Source organism: Cupriavidus sp. 86D6 (genome assembly GCF_057815095.1).
The window spans coordinates 425,787-440,245 of the sequence record NZ_JBYPSB010000005.1; the positions used below are offsets into that span (position 1 = coordinate 425,787).

Below are 14,459 nucleotides of genomic sequence, written 5' to 3' on the forward strand. Positions count from 1 at the left end.
GGCGCTTGTCAGATGGCCCAGCCGCCGGCGTAAAACGCGGCAAGCGCCACCGCAATGGCCACCGTGCCGACATTGAGCTTGCGCCATTCGCCGGCAACGATGCGGCCAATGACCAGCGTGCAGAAGCCGAGCATGATGCCGGTGACGATATTGCAGGTCAGCACGATAAATACGGCGCAGACCAGGCCGGCCAGTGAATCGACCATATCGTCCATATGCAGGCGCGATACGCTGGACAGCATCAGCAGGCCCACGTACATCAGCGCGGGCGCCGTGGCGTACGACGGCACCAGGCCGGCCAGCGGCGAGAAGAACATCACGGCCAGGAACAGCAGGCCGACGGTGACGGCGGCCAGGCCGGTGCGCGCGCCGGCGGCCACGCCTACGGTCGATTCGATATAGGCCGCGGCCGGTGCGCCACCGAAGAACGCCGAGAAGATCGAGCTGACGGAGTCGGCGGTCAGTGCCCGGCCGCCATTGTGGATGCGGCCCGTGGCGTCGAGCTGGTTGGCCTGGCCGGCCACGGCGCGGATCGTGCCGGTGGCGTCGAAGACCGCCGTCATCACCAGCGCCAGCACGCTGGGCAGCACGGCCGCCGACAGGGCACCGCGAATGTCCATCGCGCCGATCAGCGACGCGTGGCCCGGTGCGGACAGCGACGGCAGCGCAAACACGCCGGTGTACTTCACGGCCGGGTCGAACATCAGCCCCAGCGCGGAGATCGCGACGATCACCAGCAGGATGCCGCCCGGCACGCGGCGGCGTTCCAGGCCGAAGATCGCGGCCAGGCCCAGCACCGACATCATCACGGGGAACGCCGTGATGTGGCCCAGCGCCACCGGCAGTCCGGGGCCGGGGTTCTTGACCACCAGGCCCACGTCGTTGGAGGCGATCAGCAGCAGGAACAGCCCGATGCCGATGCCCGCGCCGTGCGCCACGCCCGCGGGCAGGTTGCGCAGAATCCACGAGCGCACGCCCGTGACCGAGATGGCCGTGAACACCACGCCCATCAGGAATACCGCGCCCAGCGCCACGGCAGGCGACAGCTTCTGGCCCAGCACCAGGCCAAAGGCCATGAACGCGGTCAGCGAAATGGCGCAGCCGATGGCAATCGGCAGCCTGGCCCACAGTCCCATCAGCAGCGAGCCGAACGCCGTGGTCAGGCAGACGGCCACGAATACGGCGCTGGTGTCGAAGCCGGCCTTGCCCAGCATGCCGGGCACGACGAACACGGCATACACCATCGCCATGAAAGTGGTCACGCCGGCCAGCACTTCGCGCCGCTGGGTGCTGCCGCGTGAACTGATCTCGAAATACTGGTCGAGCTTGCCGCCGGCCTGCGGCGGTGCAGCGTCCACGTCCGTCACGGACGGATACGGCTGTTCGATCATGGTCTGTCTCCTTGCTGGGGCGCTGCGCGCGTCCGCGTACGGATCGGGCGTCAGCCTCGTCTCACGTGGTTCCGGGGGTGCGAGGGCGGAGTTGCCGCTGGCATCGGGCAAGGGGTGCGGGCGTCTCGTTCCTCGGTGTCCGACCACTTGGGCCGGGTGCCGGTCCGATGCCTCTGGCGGGCGGGATCCGGCGAGGCTCAAAGGTAGGCGAGCCATCCGCCAGGTTCATCATTGGCGCCGCATGCGGAACATGCCGTCGCCTGAATAACCACGGCCGGGCGGTGCCTGGGACGGCTCAGGGATTTCCCGCAATCGCCGCCGTCCGCGGTGCCGAGGCCTGGAAGTGCCGGGAAAGGGGCCACCGATGCGTCACACCCGGTCGCCGTGGCGCATGTCGGGCTAAAGGTCACGGCAGGGGCGCCGATAGCCCCTTGGCAACACCCATATCCACACATACCGAGCCGAAGCGGAGCCACAGCATGACCAGCGCGATGAGAGACATCGACGAGCGCACCAACCTGACCAACAACAACCAGTTCGAGTTGCTGTTGTTCCGACTTGGCGATGCGACGCATAGCGGACAGTCCGAACTGTTCGGCATCAACGTTTTCAAGGTCAGGGAAATCCTGGTCATGCCGCCGGTCACCACGGTGGTGGGCGCCGAGCCTTCGATCCTGGGCATGGCCGATATCCGCGGCCAGGTGATTCCGGTCATCGACCTGCCCCGCCTGCTGGAATGCAAGCCGAAGTCGGGCCTGAACATCATGCTGGTGACCGAGTACGCACGTTCGACGCAAGGCTTTGCGGTCGAGGCTGTCGAAGAGATCGTACGACTGGACTGGAGCCAGGTGATTTCGGCCGAGAACAGCGTCAAGGGCGGGCTGGTGACCAGCATCGCCAAGCTCGATGTCGGCGGCGACAACCCCCGCCTTGTGCAGGTGCTGGACGTCGAGCAGATCCTGCGCGACGTACTGCCGACCCGCCAGCCTGACGTGGACCCCGCCACGGTGGGCCCGCAACTGAACCTGCGCCCGGGCAGCAAGATCCTGTGCGCCGACGACTCGGCGCTGGCGCGCGGGCTGATCGAGAACGGCCTCAAGGCCATGGGCGTGCAGGTGGTGATGACCAAGACCGGTCAGGAAGCCTGGGAGATGCTGGGCCAGATCGCCGAACTGACCGCCACCCAGGGCCGTCCGATCCGCGACGAAGTGGCGCTGGTACTGACCGATCTGGAAATGCCGGAGATGGACGGCTTCACGCTGACCCGCAAGATCAAGGCCGATGCACGGCTGAAGTCGCTGCCCGTCATCATCCATTCGTCGCTGTCGGGCGAGGCCAGCGAAGAGCACGTGCGCAAGGTGGGCGCCGACGCCTACGTGTCGAAGTTCCTGGCCAAGGACCTGGCCGATACGATCCGCGGCGTGCTGGCGCGGCATCCGTAAGCGAATAATCGAAAACAAGCCGGAAATACCGAGCCGGAAATACCGCAGCCGGAAATACCGCAGCCGGAAATACCGGAAACTTGCGCCCCTCTCCCGTCATGCGGGCGAGGGGCGCGTCGTTTTGGGGTTCGGGGGCGCCCTGCATAAATCGCCGTCGAAGGCAATAAAACCCCCGCAACGGCGTTTGCCCAAAAAAAAGGCAGTCCAGCTCATCTCAAGGCTGGCGCGGGTTTGCGGGCTGTCAAGAGGGCGATTATCCACGCAACCTGTGGATAGTTCCACAGGCCAGATGGACTAACTCAAACAGGTATACCGGACCATTGGCTCATCCCATCGAGTGACCCCGGCCGCGGGTTACTTTGGTTGGGCCACCGTACGCAGATACGGCTTCAGCGTCTTGAATCCGTCCGGATATTTCTTCTTTGCGTCCTCGTCGGAAACTGAAGTCGGGATAATCACGTCGTCGCCCGGTTTCCAGTTCACGGGCGTGGCCACCGTGTGCTTGGCGTTGAGCTGCAGCGAATCCAGCAGGCGTAGCACTTCGTCGAAATTGCGGCCGGCGCTCATCGGATAGACCAGCATGGCCTTGATCTTCTTGTCCGGGCCGATCCAGAACACCGAGCGGATCGTGGCGTTGTCGACGGCGGTGCGCGGGCCGCCGCCGCTGGCCTCCGGATGGATCATGTCGTAGAGCTTGGCCACGGTCAGGTCGGGGTCGCCGATCATCGGGAAGTTCACGGCGGTGCCCTGCGTTTCCTCGATGTCCTTGGCCCAGCGCGAATGGTCGCCCACGGGGTCGATCGACAGGCCGATGATCTTTGTATTGCGCTTGTCGAATTCGGGCTTCAGCTTGGCCATGTAGCCCAGTTCGGTGGTGCAGACCGGCGTGAAGTCCTTGGGGTGCGAGAACAGGATGGCCCAGCTGTCGCCGATCCATTCGTGGAAATTGATCTTGCCCTCGGTGGTCTCTGCGGTGAAGTCCGGGGCGGTCTCGCCAATGCGGATGGCCATGGTCTGGCTCCTTCAGGTGGTATGCAGTTGTCGGATGCGATGTCCGGCACGCGCGGCAGTCGCCATGGCCGGGGCTATCCAGTATAGGAAGCCGGCGTGCGAATGCCCTCGTTCCGATGGCGGAATTTTCCCGGTAACGCGGGCGTCACACGGCCCTAGTCCGGGCGTTCCAGGTCGGTGATTACCGCGCGCAGGAAGCGCGCCGCCTCGCCACCGGTGACCACGCGGTGGTCGAACGTCAGCGACAGCGGCATCACGCGATGCACGGCCGGCTGCCCGCCGGCGGCCACCACTTCGTCCCGGATGCGCCCGGCACCGAGGATCGCCACCGTGGGCGGCACCACGATCGGCGCCGCATAGCGGCCCGCGATCATGCCGAAGTTCGACAGCGTGATGGTATTGCCGCGCATTTCCTCCGGGGCGATAGTACGGGCCTTGATGTCGGCCCGCATCCGGTCGAGCCCGTGGCGCAGGTCGGCCGCATCGCGCTTGCCCACATTGCGCAGGACCGGCACGAACAGCCCCTCGGGCAGGTCCGCCGCAATGCCCACATCGATGCGTTCAAGCAGATGGCGGCGGCCTGTGTGGCCCTCGTACCAGGCGTTGAGCGCGGGCTCGGCGCGTACCCCGGCCACCAGCGCCCGCACCAGGCGGATCGTGACGTCATGCCCGGCGGCCGTGCTGCCCACGGTCTGCCACGCGTGCAGGTCGGCATCGTCCATGACGGTGGCGGCGGCCACCTCGCTTTGCGCGCGCGCCATGTTCTGGGCCATGGCGCGCCGCACACCGCGCACCACCTCCGCCGGGCCGACTTCGGCCAGCGTGGTGGCCACCCGCTGCACGTCGGTGGCGGTGATCACCCCGTCGCGGCCCGAGGGCGTCACCATGGCCAGGTCCACCGACAGCTTGCGCGCCAGCGCGCGCACCGCAGGCGTGGCCTTGAGGCCGTGGCCGCCCTGGATGCCGGCGGCGCCCACGCGTGTTTCGCCTTCGCGCACCACGTGCGTGCCCACCTTGACGTTGCCCACCACGGTACCTGCATCGTCGGCCGCGCCCGCGCCTTCGAAGCCCACCAGCGGGGCGCCCAGGTGGACGATGTCGCCGGGCTGCGCGTACAGCCTGGCCACCTGGCCGGCGAACGGCGACGGAATCTCGACGATCGCCTTGGCGGTTTCCACCGCCAGCAGCGGCTGGTCGGCCTGTACGGTGTCGCCGGGCTTGACGTGCCACGTCACGATCTCGGCTTCCTGCAGGCCTTCGCCCAGGTCGGGCAGCTTGAAGATCCGCATCGTTGTCTCCTGATGGGCGGTGCCTAGCCGGCGTCCAGTGCGCGCCGTGCCGCGTCCACGATCTGCGCCACCGACGGCAGGTAGCTATGCTCCAGCCGCGCCAGCGGCACCACGGTGTCGTAGCCGGTTACGCGCTGCACCGGCGCGCTGAGCGAATAAAGCCCGGCATCGGCCAGGTTCGCCGCGATCTCGGCGCCGACGCCGGCCGTGCGCGGCGCCTCGTGCACGATCACGCAGCGGCCGCTTTGCGCCACCGATTCCAGGATCGTCTCCATGTCCAGCGGCTTGATCGTGGCCACGTCGATCACGGCGGCAGCGATGCCCTCGTCGGCCAGCAGGTCGGCGGCGGCCAGCGTTTCCTGGACCATTGCGCCCCAGCTGACCAGCGTAATGTCGGTGCCGTCGCGAAGCGTGAAGCAGGCATCGAGCGGCAGCGCCTCGCCGGTGTCCTCCACCTCCTGCCGGAACAGGCGATAGAGCCGGGTCGGCTCGAAGAAGATCACCGGGTCGGGGTCGCGGATCGCGGCCAGCAGCAGGCCGTAGGCGCGGGCCGGCGACGACGGCATGACCACGCGCAGGCCCGGGATATGTGCGAACAGCGCCTCCGGGCTTTCGGAGTGGTGCTCTGGCGCGTGGATGCCGGCCCCGCTGGGCGCGCGCACCACCAGCGGACAGCTGAGCCGGCCGCGCGTGCGGTGCCGCAGGTGACCGGCGTGGTTCAGGATGTTGTCGATGGCCGGATAGATGAAGCCCGCGAACTGGATCTCCGCTACGGGCTTGAGGCCCATCGCCGCCATGCCGATGGCCGCGCCGACGATGCCGCCTTCCGCCAGCGGCGTGTCGATGACGCGCGCATCGCCAAAACGCTGCTGCAGGCCGACCGTCGAGCGGAACACGCCGCCGTTGACGCCGATGTCCTCGCCCAGCAGTACCACGTCGGGGTCGTGTTCCAGCGCGTGGGCCAGCGCCAGGTTGACCGCTTCCACCATATGCAGTTCAGCCATGATGGGTCTCCTGGTCCTGCGCGGCGTAGCGTTGCGCGGTGTCGAGCTGGTCGGCCATCGCGGCCGGCAGCGTCTCGTAGAGGCAATCGAACATCGCCGAGACATCGGGGTGGGGCAGTTGCAGATAGGCTTCCACGGCGGCGGCCACGGCCTGCTGGCATTCGCGGACCAGCGCCTCTTCCTGCCCGGCATCCCAGGCACCCACGCTGGCCAGGTAGTCACGCATGCGCTTGATGGGCTCGTGCAGCCAGGCGTCCTTGACCGTGGCGTCGTCGCGATAACGCGAGGCATCGTCGGCCGTGGTGTGGTCGCCCAGCCGGTACGTGACGGCCTCGATCAGCGCCGGGCCCGCCCCGTCGCGCGCCCGTTCGATGGCGTCGCCCACGCGTTCGCGCACGGCAATGACGTCATTGCCATCCACCTGCTCGCCCGGGATGCCTGCCGCAATGGCCTTCTGCGCCAGCGTGGCCGCCGCTGTCTGTTTGGCCCGCGGCATCGAGATGGCCCACTGGTTGTTGTTGATGACGATGACCAGCGGCACCTGCCACGCGCCGGCCATGTTCATGCCTTCGTAGAACGCCCCGTTGGACGTGCCGCCGTCGCCGATGATGCAGACCGCCACGCGCGGCTGGCGGCGCAACCGGAACGCGTAGGCCACGCCGGCCGCATGGCCGACCTGGGTGCCGATCGGTACGCAATTGCCAAAGTCGTGCGGCACTGCCGCAAATCCGCTGCCCCGTTCGTCGCCGCCCCAATACAGCAGGCTCTCCGTCATGGTGACGCCCCGCACAAATTGCGCGGCATGGTCACGGTAGGAGGGGATCAGTACGTCGTCCGCCCGCATGGCCGTGGCCACGCCCACGCCGATGGCCTCCTGGCCCAGCGCCGACGCGAACGTACCGATCTGGCCCGTGCGCTGCATGGCGATGGCCTTGAGGTCGAACTGCCGGGTGAGCACCATGGCGCGATACAGCGGCAGCAGGGCGGCGGGGTCGCGGGCGAAGGCGGGAAGGTCCGGGGCGGGCGCGCCCTCGGGCAAAAGATAGCGGGTAAAGCCGATGTCAAAGCGCGCAACAGTGCCCATGTGGTGGTCCCCTTGTGGTTCGCTGTGTCCTGTGCGGCGCAGCATCTTGTGGACGCTGCTGCCTTCGACTATAGGGCACGGAACAGGGGACGGGGCGTGCGGTGGCGCACGGCAAGACGTACCGGGCGTTCAACCGCTCCCGTGGCGGGCGCGCTCAGGTATCGGGCATGTTCACGCGGGCTTCCACACCGGCGAAGCGGCCACGGTGACCTTGCGCGGCAGGATGGCCTGGGCGGCGAAGGCGTCGGCGATGCGCTGCTGCTCGTCGAGCGCGGCGCCGTCCACGGGCTGTACCTGGTAGGTGCGCCGCGCGTTGGCGGCTTCGACGGTGGCGGCGTCCAGCCCGATCAGCGGTGCGTGCCATGCGGCGGCCTCGGCGGGGTTGGCCTTGATCCATTCGCCGGCGCGCCGCAGTTCGCCATAGACCGTGGCCAGCACGTCGGGCCGGCGCTTTGCATACGGCGTGGCGGCCAGGTAAAAGCGCCGGTAGCTCGACAGCTTCACGCCGTCACGCAGGATGCGCGCGTTGGCCTGGCGCTGCACCGCCGCCAGGAACGGGTCCCAGATCACCCAGGCGGCCACGCTGCCGCGCTCGAACGCCGCGCGGGCATCGGCCGGCGTCAGGTATGCGGGTTCGATGTCGCGCATCGACAGGCCTGCTTCGTTCAAAGCCTCCAGCAGCAGGTAGTGCGCGCCGGCACCCTTGGAGAACGCGACGCGCTGCCCCTTGAGCTGGGCCACCGACCGGATCGGCGAGTCGCTGCGCACCACGATAGCCTGCGCCGTGGGTGACGGCGATTCGATGGCGTAGTACGTCATGCTGGCGCCAGCGGCCAGTGCGAACGGCGGCACGGCATCGGCCACGTCGGCGGTCAGGTCGAGGTTGCCCACGTTGAGCGATTCCAGCAGCGGCAGCCCCGAGGTGAACTCGTGCCACTGCACGCTGACCTTGCGCGGCGCCAGCGCCTGTTCCAGAGCCTGCCGCGACTTCAGCCAGATCATCAGCGTCGACGACTTCTGGTAGCCGATACGCAGCGTCTCGGGCGCGTCGGCGGCCAGCGCCGCCGTGGACCAGATGGCGGGCGCGACGACGGCGCCCAGGCCGGCCATGCCGGCCAGCACGACGCGCCGGCGGGTGGGGTTGGGGGATGACATTGCGGCAATCCTTCGAAAGAACCAACCGGTGAGCGTACGGAGCGCGGTGCGGCACGGGAACGAAGGAAAGTGCGTTTGCTTATGCGCCGGCCGCACATCGACGCGCCATATGCGCTGGCCGCATAACGGCGCGCGATTTGATTCGTTGTGTGCGGCGTCGTGGCTCCCTAGAGTGCAAGGCTTGTGCTTCCCCCAAGGCCAAGAATTGCCATGACCATTGCCGATGTAGATACCGTGCAGGATTTCGAGATCCGCCCGCTGAATGCCGCCCTCGGTGCGGAAGTGATCGGGCTCGACCTCGATCGGCCGCTTTCCGCCGAAGATTTCCGGCGCATCCATCGCGCCCACCTGGACCACCACGTGGTGGTGTTCCGCGACCAGCGCATCACGCCGGCCCAGCAGATCGCGTTCAGCCGCCGCTTTGGCCCGCTGCAGATCCATGTGCTGCACCAGTTCCAGCTGGCCGATCATCCCGAGATCCTGATCGTGTCCAACGTGCTGAAGGACGGCAAGCCGATCGGGCTGGGCGACGCAGGCCATTTCTGGCATTCGGACCTGTCGTACAAGGAAACGCCCAGCCTGGGCTCGCTGCTCCATGCCATCGAACTGCCGGCCGAGGGCGGCGACACGCTCTTCGCCAACATGCACGCCGCATATGATGGCCTGCCGGCGGCGCTGAAGCAGAAGATCGACGGGCTGACCGCCGAACACACCTACCTGGCGCGCTACGCCGAGCTGCAGAAGCGCAGCCCCTGGCGGCCGAACCTGACGCCCGAGCAGATCGCGCAGGTCAAGCCCGTGGTGCATCCGGTGGTGCGCACCCATCCGGAGACCGGCCGCCGCGCGCTGTTCGTCAGCGAGCATTTCACGACGAAGATCGTCGGCCTGCCCGACGACGAAAGCCGCGCGCTGCTCGACGAACTGTTCGCGCACAGCGTGCGGCCCGAGTACGTCTACCGCCACCAGTGGCGCGAGCACGACCTGGTGTTCTGGGACAACCGCTCGCTGCTGCACCTGGCGGCCGGCACGCCTGACCACCTGCGCCGCGTGATGTTCCGCACCACGATCGAAGGCGATACGCCGTTCTGAGCCTCACCCACATTCCATCCAAGCGTCCCCGGAGCCTTACGCATGTCAGTATTTTCGTTTGCCACCCCCTTCGCCCGCCGTGCCACGCTGGCCGTCCTGACCGCCGGGCTGGCATTGACCGGCACCGCGCATGCGGAGGGCAAGATCCGCATTGCCGAGCAGTTCGGCGTGGTCTACCTGCTGCTGAACGTGGCGCGTGACCAGCAGCTGATCGAGAAGCACGGCAAGCAGCAGGGTGTCGACGTCAAGGTGGAATGGACGCAGCTGTCAGGCGGATCGGCCGTGAACGACGCGCTGCTGTCGGGCGCCATCGACATCGCCGGTGCCGGCGTGGGCCCGCTGCTGACGCTGTGGGACCGCACGCACGGCCGCCAGAACGTCAAGGGCGTGGCGTCGCTGGGCAACTTCCCGTACTACCTGGTTTCGAACAATCCCAAGGTGAAGTCGATTGCGGACTTCTCGGACAAGGACCGCATCGCGCTGCCGGCGGTGACCGTATCGGTGCAGTCGCGCGTGCTGCAACTGGCCGCCGCCAAGCAGTGGGGCGACAAGGAGTTCAACCGCCTGGACAAATGGACCGTGGCCGTGCCGCACCCCGATGCCGCCGCCGCGATCATTGCGGGCGGCACCGAAATCACGGGCCACTTCGGCAATCCGCCGTTCCAGGAGCAGGAACTGGCCGGCAACCCGAACGCGCGCATCGTGCTGAGCTCGTACGACGTGCTCGGCGGCCCCAGTTCGGCCACGGTGCTGTACGCCACCGAGAAATTCCGCAACGAGAACCCCAAGACCTATCGCGCGTTTGTCGATGCGCTGGGCGAGGCTGCCGCGTTTGCGACGAAGAACCCCGAGGCGGCCGCCGACCTCTACATCCGGGTGAACAAGGCCAAGATCGACCGCGCGCTGCTGGTGAAGATCCTCAAGAACCCGCAGGTGCAGTTCAAGGTGGCGCCGCAGAACACCTATCCGCTTGCCGATTTCATGCATCGCGTGGGCGCCATCAAGAACCGTCCGGCGTCCTGGCAGGACTATTTCTTCCAGGACCCGGCCACCGCGCAGGGGAGCTGACATGGCAGACGGATATCACGGCAGCCACGGCAATCACGGCAACCCTCACCTTCGCGTGGTGCCCCATCCGCAGCCGCTGCTGCAGGTGGATGGCGTGTCGCTCGAATACCGCACGCCGACGCGCGTGGTGCGTGCCACGCACCGCGTGAGCTTCGACGTGCACGCGTCGGACCGCTTCGTGCTGCTGGGGCCGTCCGGTTGCGGCAAGTCGACGCTGCTCAAGGCCGTGGCCGGCTTCGTGCCGCCCGCCGAGGGCGAGATCCGGCTCGAAGGGCAGCGCGTGCAGGCACCGGGCCCGGACCGCATCGTCGTGTTCCAGGAATTCGACCAGCTGCCGCCGTGGAAGACCGTCAGGCAGAACGTGATGTTCCCGCTGCGCCAGGCGCGCGGCCTGTCGAAGGCCGAGGCCAGCGACGTGGCCATGCATTTCCTGGACAAGGTTGGCCTGGCGGCCTTTGCCGATGCCTATCCGCACACGCTGTCCGGCGGCATGAAGCAGCGCGTGGCGATTGCCCGTGCGCTGGCCACGCGGCCCAAGGTGCTGCTGATGGACGAACCGTTCGCCGCGCTGGACGCGCTGACGCGCCGGCGCATGCAGGAAGAACTGCTGGCGCTGTGGGACGAGGCCGCCTTTACGCTGCTGTTCGTGACCCATTCGATCGAAGAGGCGCTGGTGGTGGGCAGCCGCATCCTGCTGCTGTCGCCGCATCCGGGCCGCGTTCGTGCCGAACTGAACAGCCACCAGTTTTCGCTGGCCAGCCAGGGCAGCGCGGAATTCCAGCAGGCTGCCCAACGCATCCACGCGATGCTGTTCGACACGCCGGCCGGGGCCGATTCCGCTTCGGGCCGCCCCCGCCACGCTGCCACGCACTGAACGCTCCCACTGCCACATCATGTCGACGATCCTCCCCACGCTGCGCCCCGAATACGAGCGCGAACTCGAACCCTTCACGGCCGTGCCGCTGTCCCGTGCGCTGCCGTGGTACCGGCAGCTGTGGCAGCAGGGCTGGCTGCGCAAGGCCTTGATCCTGCTGGTGCTGGCCGTTGCCTGGGAAGCCATCGCCCGCGTGCAGGACAACGACCTGTTGCTGCCGACCTTCCTGGCCACGGCGCGCGCGTTCGTGGCGGCCATCGCCAGCGGCGAGCTGCCGGGCAAGGCCGTGGTGTCGCTGTCGATCCTGTTGCAGGGCTACGCGGCCGGCATCGTGCTGGCGTTTGCGCTGACCACCGTGGCGGTGTCGACGCGCATCGGGCGCGATCTGCTCGATACGCTGACGGCCATGTTCAATCCGCTGCCGGCCATCGCGTTGCTGCCGCTGGCGCTGCTGTGGTTCGGGCTGGGTACGGGCAGCCTGGTGTTCGTGCTGATCCATTCGGTGCTGTGGCCGCTGGCGCTGAATACCTACGCGGGGTTTCGCGGCGTGCCCGAAACGCTGCGCATGGCGGGCCGCAACTATGGGCTGCGCGGCCTGCGCTATGTGGTGCTGATCCTCGTGCCGGCGGCGCTGCCGGCCATCCTGTCGGGCCTCAAGATCGGCTGGGCGTTTGCCTGGCGCACGCTGATCGCGGCCGAACTGGTGTTTGGCGCGTCGTCGGGCAAGGGCGGGCTGGGCTGGTACATCTTCCAGAACCGCAACGAGCTTTACACCGACCGCGTCTTCGCCGGGCTGGCCACGGTGATCCTGATCGGGCTAGCGGTGGAAGGGCTGGTTTTCACGACGCTGGAACGCCTGACGGTACGCCGCTGGGGCCTGCAGCACTGAAAGAAGCCGCGCCGCCCGCGGCGGTGCGACTTGTCGATGTCACGCCGCCGGCGTATCGTGCGGGGTCATGACGACAATCCATCATGCCGCCGCCCAGGGCTTCTCGTCCCAGGCCGATACCTACGCCCGCGGGCGTCCCGATTATCCCGCCGAACTCACCGCCTGGCTGCGCGACACGCTGGGCCTGGCACCCGGCAAGACCGTGGTCGACCTGGGCGCCGGCACCGGCAAGTTCACGCGCCTGCTGCTGCCCACCGGCGCCAGCGTCATTGCCGTGGAACCGGTCGATGCCATGCGGGCCCAGCTTTCGGGCAGGTTGCCGGCGGTGCGCGCCGTGCAGGGCAGCGCGGAATCGATGCCGCTGCCCGACGCCAGCGTGGATGCCGTGGTCTGCGCGCAGGCCTTTCACTGGTTTGCCAATGCCGCCGCCATGCGCGAAATCGGCCGTGTGCTGAAGCCGGGCGGCCGGCTCGGGCTGGTCTGGAATGTGCGCGACGAATCGGTGGGCTGGGTGGCCAGGCTGACCGAAATCATGACGCCCTACGAGGGCGATGCGCCGCGCTTCTACAAGGGCGACTGGAAGAAGGTCTTCCCGGCCGATGGCTTCGGGCCGCTTGGCCTGACGCGCTTTCCCTATACGCATACCGGCGCGCCGGAGCAGGTGATCGTCGACCGCGTGATGTCGGTCAGCTTTATCGCGTCGCTGCCGCAGCCGGAGCAGGACGCCGTGCGTGCGCGCCTGCATGCGGTGATCGACGGCGATCCCGCGCTGCAGGGCCGCGACCAGGTGTCGTTTCCCTACAGTACCGAAGCGTATTGCTGCGAACGTCTGTAATCAGGTGGCAGGGGCGAGCTGGCCGCGATACCGCGCGGCCAGCAGCTGGCTCAGCACCAGCGCCAGCACGGCACTCAGCGCGGCAAACAGGTAGACGCCCGGGTAGTTGCCCTGGGCGGCGATCCAGCCGGCCACCGGGCCGGTCAGGCCCAGCGCGAAATCGAGGAACAGCGCGTAGGCGCCCAGCGCCGAGCCACGATTGGTGGCCGGCACGCGCTTGACCGCTTCCATGCCCAGCGCGGGGAACACCAGCGAAAAGCCGAAGCCCACCACGGCCGCGCCCGCCAGCGCCTGCCACGGCGCGTGGGCCATCCAGATGATGCCCAGGCCAGCGGCTTCTACGGCAAACGACACCAGCGCCACGGCATAGCCGCCGAACCGTGCGATGGCGTCGGCCATCACCAGGCGCGTCAGCACGAAGCAGGTGCCGAGCGCCGTCAGCGCCAGCGCGGCGTGGTCCCAGCCCTTGCTGTTGTAGTAGAGCGTGATGAACGCCGTGATCACGCCAAAGCCAACCGAGCCCAGCGCCAGGCACAGGCCGAACGGCGTCATGGCGCGGAAGACGCGGCGGAACGGCAGACGGTCGCCCTTGAGCACCGGCACCGGCGGGCGGCGTCGCGCCAGCAGCAGCGACGCGCCGGCAATCAGCGTGGTGACCACGCCAATCGTGCCCAGCCCGCCCCATTTGGCCAGGACCACGCCTGCCGGCGCGCCCACGGCCAGCGCGCCATACGTGGTGATACCGTTCCACGAGATCACCTTGGCGGTGTGCCGCGCGCCGGCGCTCCCGATGCCCCAGGCGATGGTGCCCGTGGTGACCAGGCTTTCGCCCGCGCCCAGCATCAGGCGTCCCGCCAGCAGCCAGGCCAGCCCCAGCCAGTCGCTTCCGGCGAACAGCGAAGCCACCAGAGTCAGCACGCCGCTGCCGGTGACCAGCGCCAGGCCGGTCAGCACCGAGCGTTGCGGGCCTTGCGTGTCGCACAGCGTGCCGGCCCAGGGGCGGCTCATCAGCGTGGCCAGGTACTGGATGCTCACCGCCAGGCCAGCCAGGACGGCGCTGTAGCCCAGGTCGCCGTGGACGAAGCCCGGCACCACGGCAATCGGCAGGCCAACTGCCAGATAGGCGATGAAGTTGAAAAAGACGACGGCAAGGATGCGGCGGGTCACATCGCCGGCGGTGCATTCGCCATGCGGTGGCGTGATCGATGGATGACTCGGGGCGGACATGGGTGATTCAGGAGGCGCGGGTGGGCCGGGCTGCGGATCGCCTGGTACGACGACCTAGGGAAAACCCGGAAGGCGCCATCATACCGGCATTGCGGCCATCG

At 68.0% G+C, this 14,459-nt stretch carries 13 protein-coding genes; 6 read left to right on the forward strand and 7 right to left on the reverse strand.

Translation table 11 applies throughout. The features are described 5' to 3' along the window. Nucleotides 1-8: 8 nt before the first annotated feature. Nucleotides 9-1,391, reverse strand: coding sequence for an NCS2 family permease (locus AC3G88_RS15325; protein ID WP_488771914.1), 1,383 nt, complete (start codon nucleotides 1,389-1,391; stop codon nucleotides 9-11). 479 nt (nucleotides 1,392-1,870) lie between these two features. Here AC3G88_RS15325 and AC3G88_RS15330 point away from each other — a divergent pair, with 479 nt between their 5' ends. Further along, nucleotides 1,871-2,833, forward strand: a complete 963-nt coding sequence (locus tag AC3G88_RS15330) for a chemotaxis protein (RefSeq protein WP_400394102.1) — start codon at nucleotides 1,871-1,873, stop codon at nucleotides 2,831-2,833. 354 nt (nucleotides 2,834-3,187) lie between these two features. On the opposite strand, the gene AC3G88_RS15335 is transcribed toward AC3G88_RS15330, so the two are convergent. The 5 genes from AC3G88_RS15335 to AC3G88_RS15355 all read right to left on the reverse strand — a co-directional run bounded on the left by AC3G88_RS15335 (nucleotide 3,188) and on the right by AC3G88_RS15355 (nucleotide 8,376). After that, complete coding sequence (locus AC3G88_RS15335; protein ID WP_153946026.1) at nucleotides 3,188-3,844, reverse strand: peroxiredoxin; 657 nt, start codon at nucleotides 3,842-3,844, stop codon at nucleotides 3,188-3,190. A 155-nt stretch (nucleotides 3,845-3,999) separates the two neighbouring features. After that, nucleotides 4,000-5,133, reverse strand: coding sequence for a dihydrolipoamide acetyltransferase family protein (locus AC3G88_RS15340; RefSeq protein ID WP_488771913.1), 1,134 nt, complete (start codon nucleotides 5,131-5,133; stop codon nucleotides 4,000-4,002). 23 nt (nucleotides 5,134-5,156) lie between these two features. Beyond that, nucleotides 5,157-6,137 carry an alpha-ketoacid dehydrogenase subunit beta gene (locus AC3G88_RS15345; RefSeq protein ID WP_488771912.1) on the reverse strand — a complete coding sequence of 327 codons (981 nt, stop codon included), beginning with the start codon at nucleotides 6,135-6,137 and terminating at the stop codon, nucleotides 5,157-5,159. After that, on the reverse strand, nucleotides 6,130-7,221 hold the full coding sequence (gene pdhA, locus AC3G88_RS15350) for a pyruvate dehydrogenase (acetyl-transferring) E1 component subunit alpha (protein WP_488771910.1): 1,092 nt from the start codon (nucleotides 7,219-7,221) through the stop codon (nucleotides 6,130-6,132). The genes AC3G88_RS15345 and pdhA overlap by 8 nt, the downstream gene beginning before the upstream one ends. A gap of 171 nt (nucleotides 7,222-7,392) precedes the next feature. Next, entirely contained in the window at nucleotides 7,393-8,376 is a 984-nt protein-coding gene (locus AC3G88_RS15355) for an aliphatic sulfonate ABC transporter substrate-binding protein (RefSeq protein WP_488771909.1), read from the reverse strand. 210 nt (nucleotides 8,377-8,586) lie between these two features. On the opposite strand from AC3G88_RS15355, the gene AC3G88_RS15360 reads away from it, so the two are divergent. The 5 genes from AC3G88_RS15360 (at nucleotide 8,587) to AC3G88_RS15380 (ending at nucleotide 13,131) form a co-directional block, all read left to right on the forward strand. Beyond that, nucleotides 8,587-9,465 carry a TauD/TfdA dioxygenase family protein gene (locus AC3G88_RS15360; RefSeq protein WP_153946031.1) on the forward strand — a complete coding sequence of 293 codons (879 nt, stop codon included), beginning with the start codon at nucleotides 8,587-8,589 and terminating at the stop codon, nucleotides 9,463-9,465. Between the two features lie 42 nt (nucleotides 9,466-9,507). Next, complete coding sequence (locus AC3G88_RS15365; RefSeq protein ID WP_488771908.1) at nucleotides 9,508-10,533, forward strand: ABC transporter substrate-binding protein; 1,026 nt, start codon at nucleotides 9,508-9,510, stop codon at nucleotides 10,531-10,533. 1 nt (nucleotide 10,534) lies between these two features. Next, complete coding sequence (locus tag AC3G88_RS15370) at nucleotides 10,535-11,407, forward strand: ABC transporter ATP-binding protein (protein WP_488771907.1); 873 nt, start codon at nucleotides 10,535-10,537, stop codon at nucleotides 11,405-11,407. Between the two features lie 19 nt (nucleotides 11,408-11,426). Next, a complete protein-coding gene (locus tag AC3G88_RS15375) occupies nucleotides 11,427-12,296 on the forward strand; it encodes an ABC transporter permease (RefSeq protein ID WP_400394455.1) in 870 nt (289 codons plus the stop codon). 67 nt (nucleotides 12,297-12,363) lie between these two features. Continuing rightward, nucleotides 12,364-13,131 (forward strand): class I SAM-dependent methyltransferase, encoded by a 768-nt coding sequence (locus tag AC3G88_RS15380; RefSeq protein WP_488771906.1) that lies wholly within the window; start codon nucleotides 12,364-12,366, stop codon nucleotides 13,129-13,131. On the opposite strand, the gene AC3G88_RS15385 is transcribed toward AC3G88_RS15380, so the two are convergent. Next, nucleotides 13,132-14,358: an MFS transporter gene (locus tag AC3G88_RS15385; RefSeq protein ID WP_488771905.1), complete on the reverse strand. Its 1,227-nt coding sequence runs from the start codon at nucleotides 14,356-14,358 to the stop codon at nucleotides 13,132-13,134. Nucleotides 14,359-14,459: the final 101 nt, after the last annotated feature.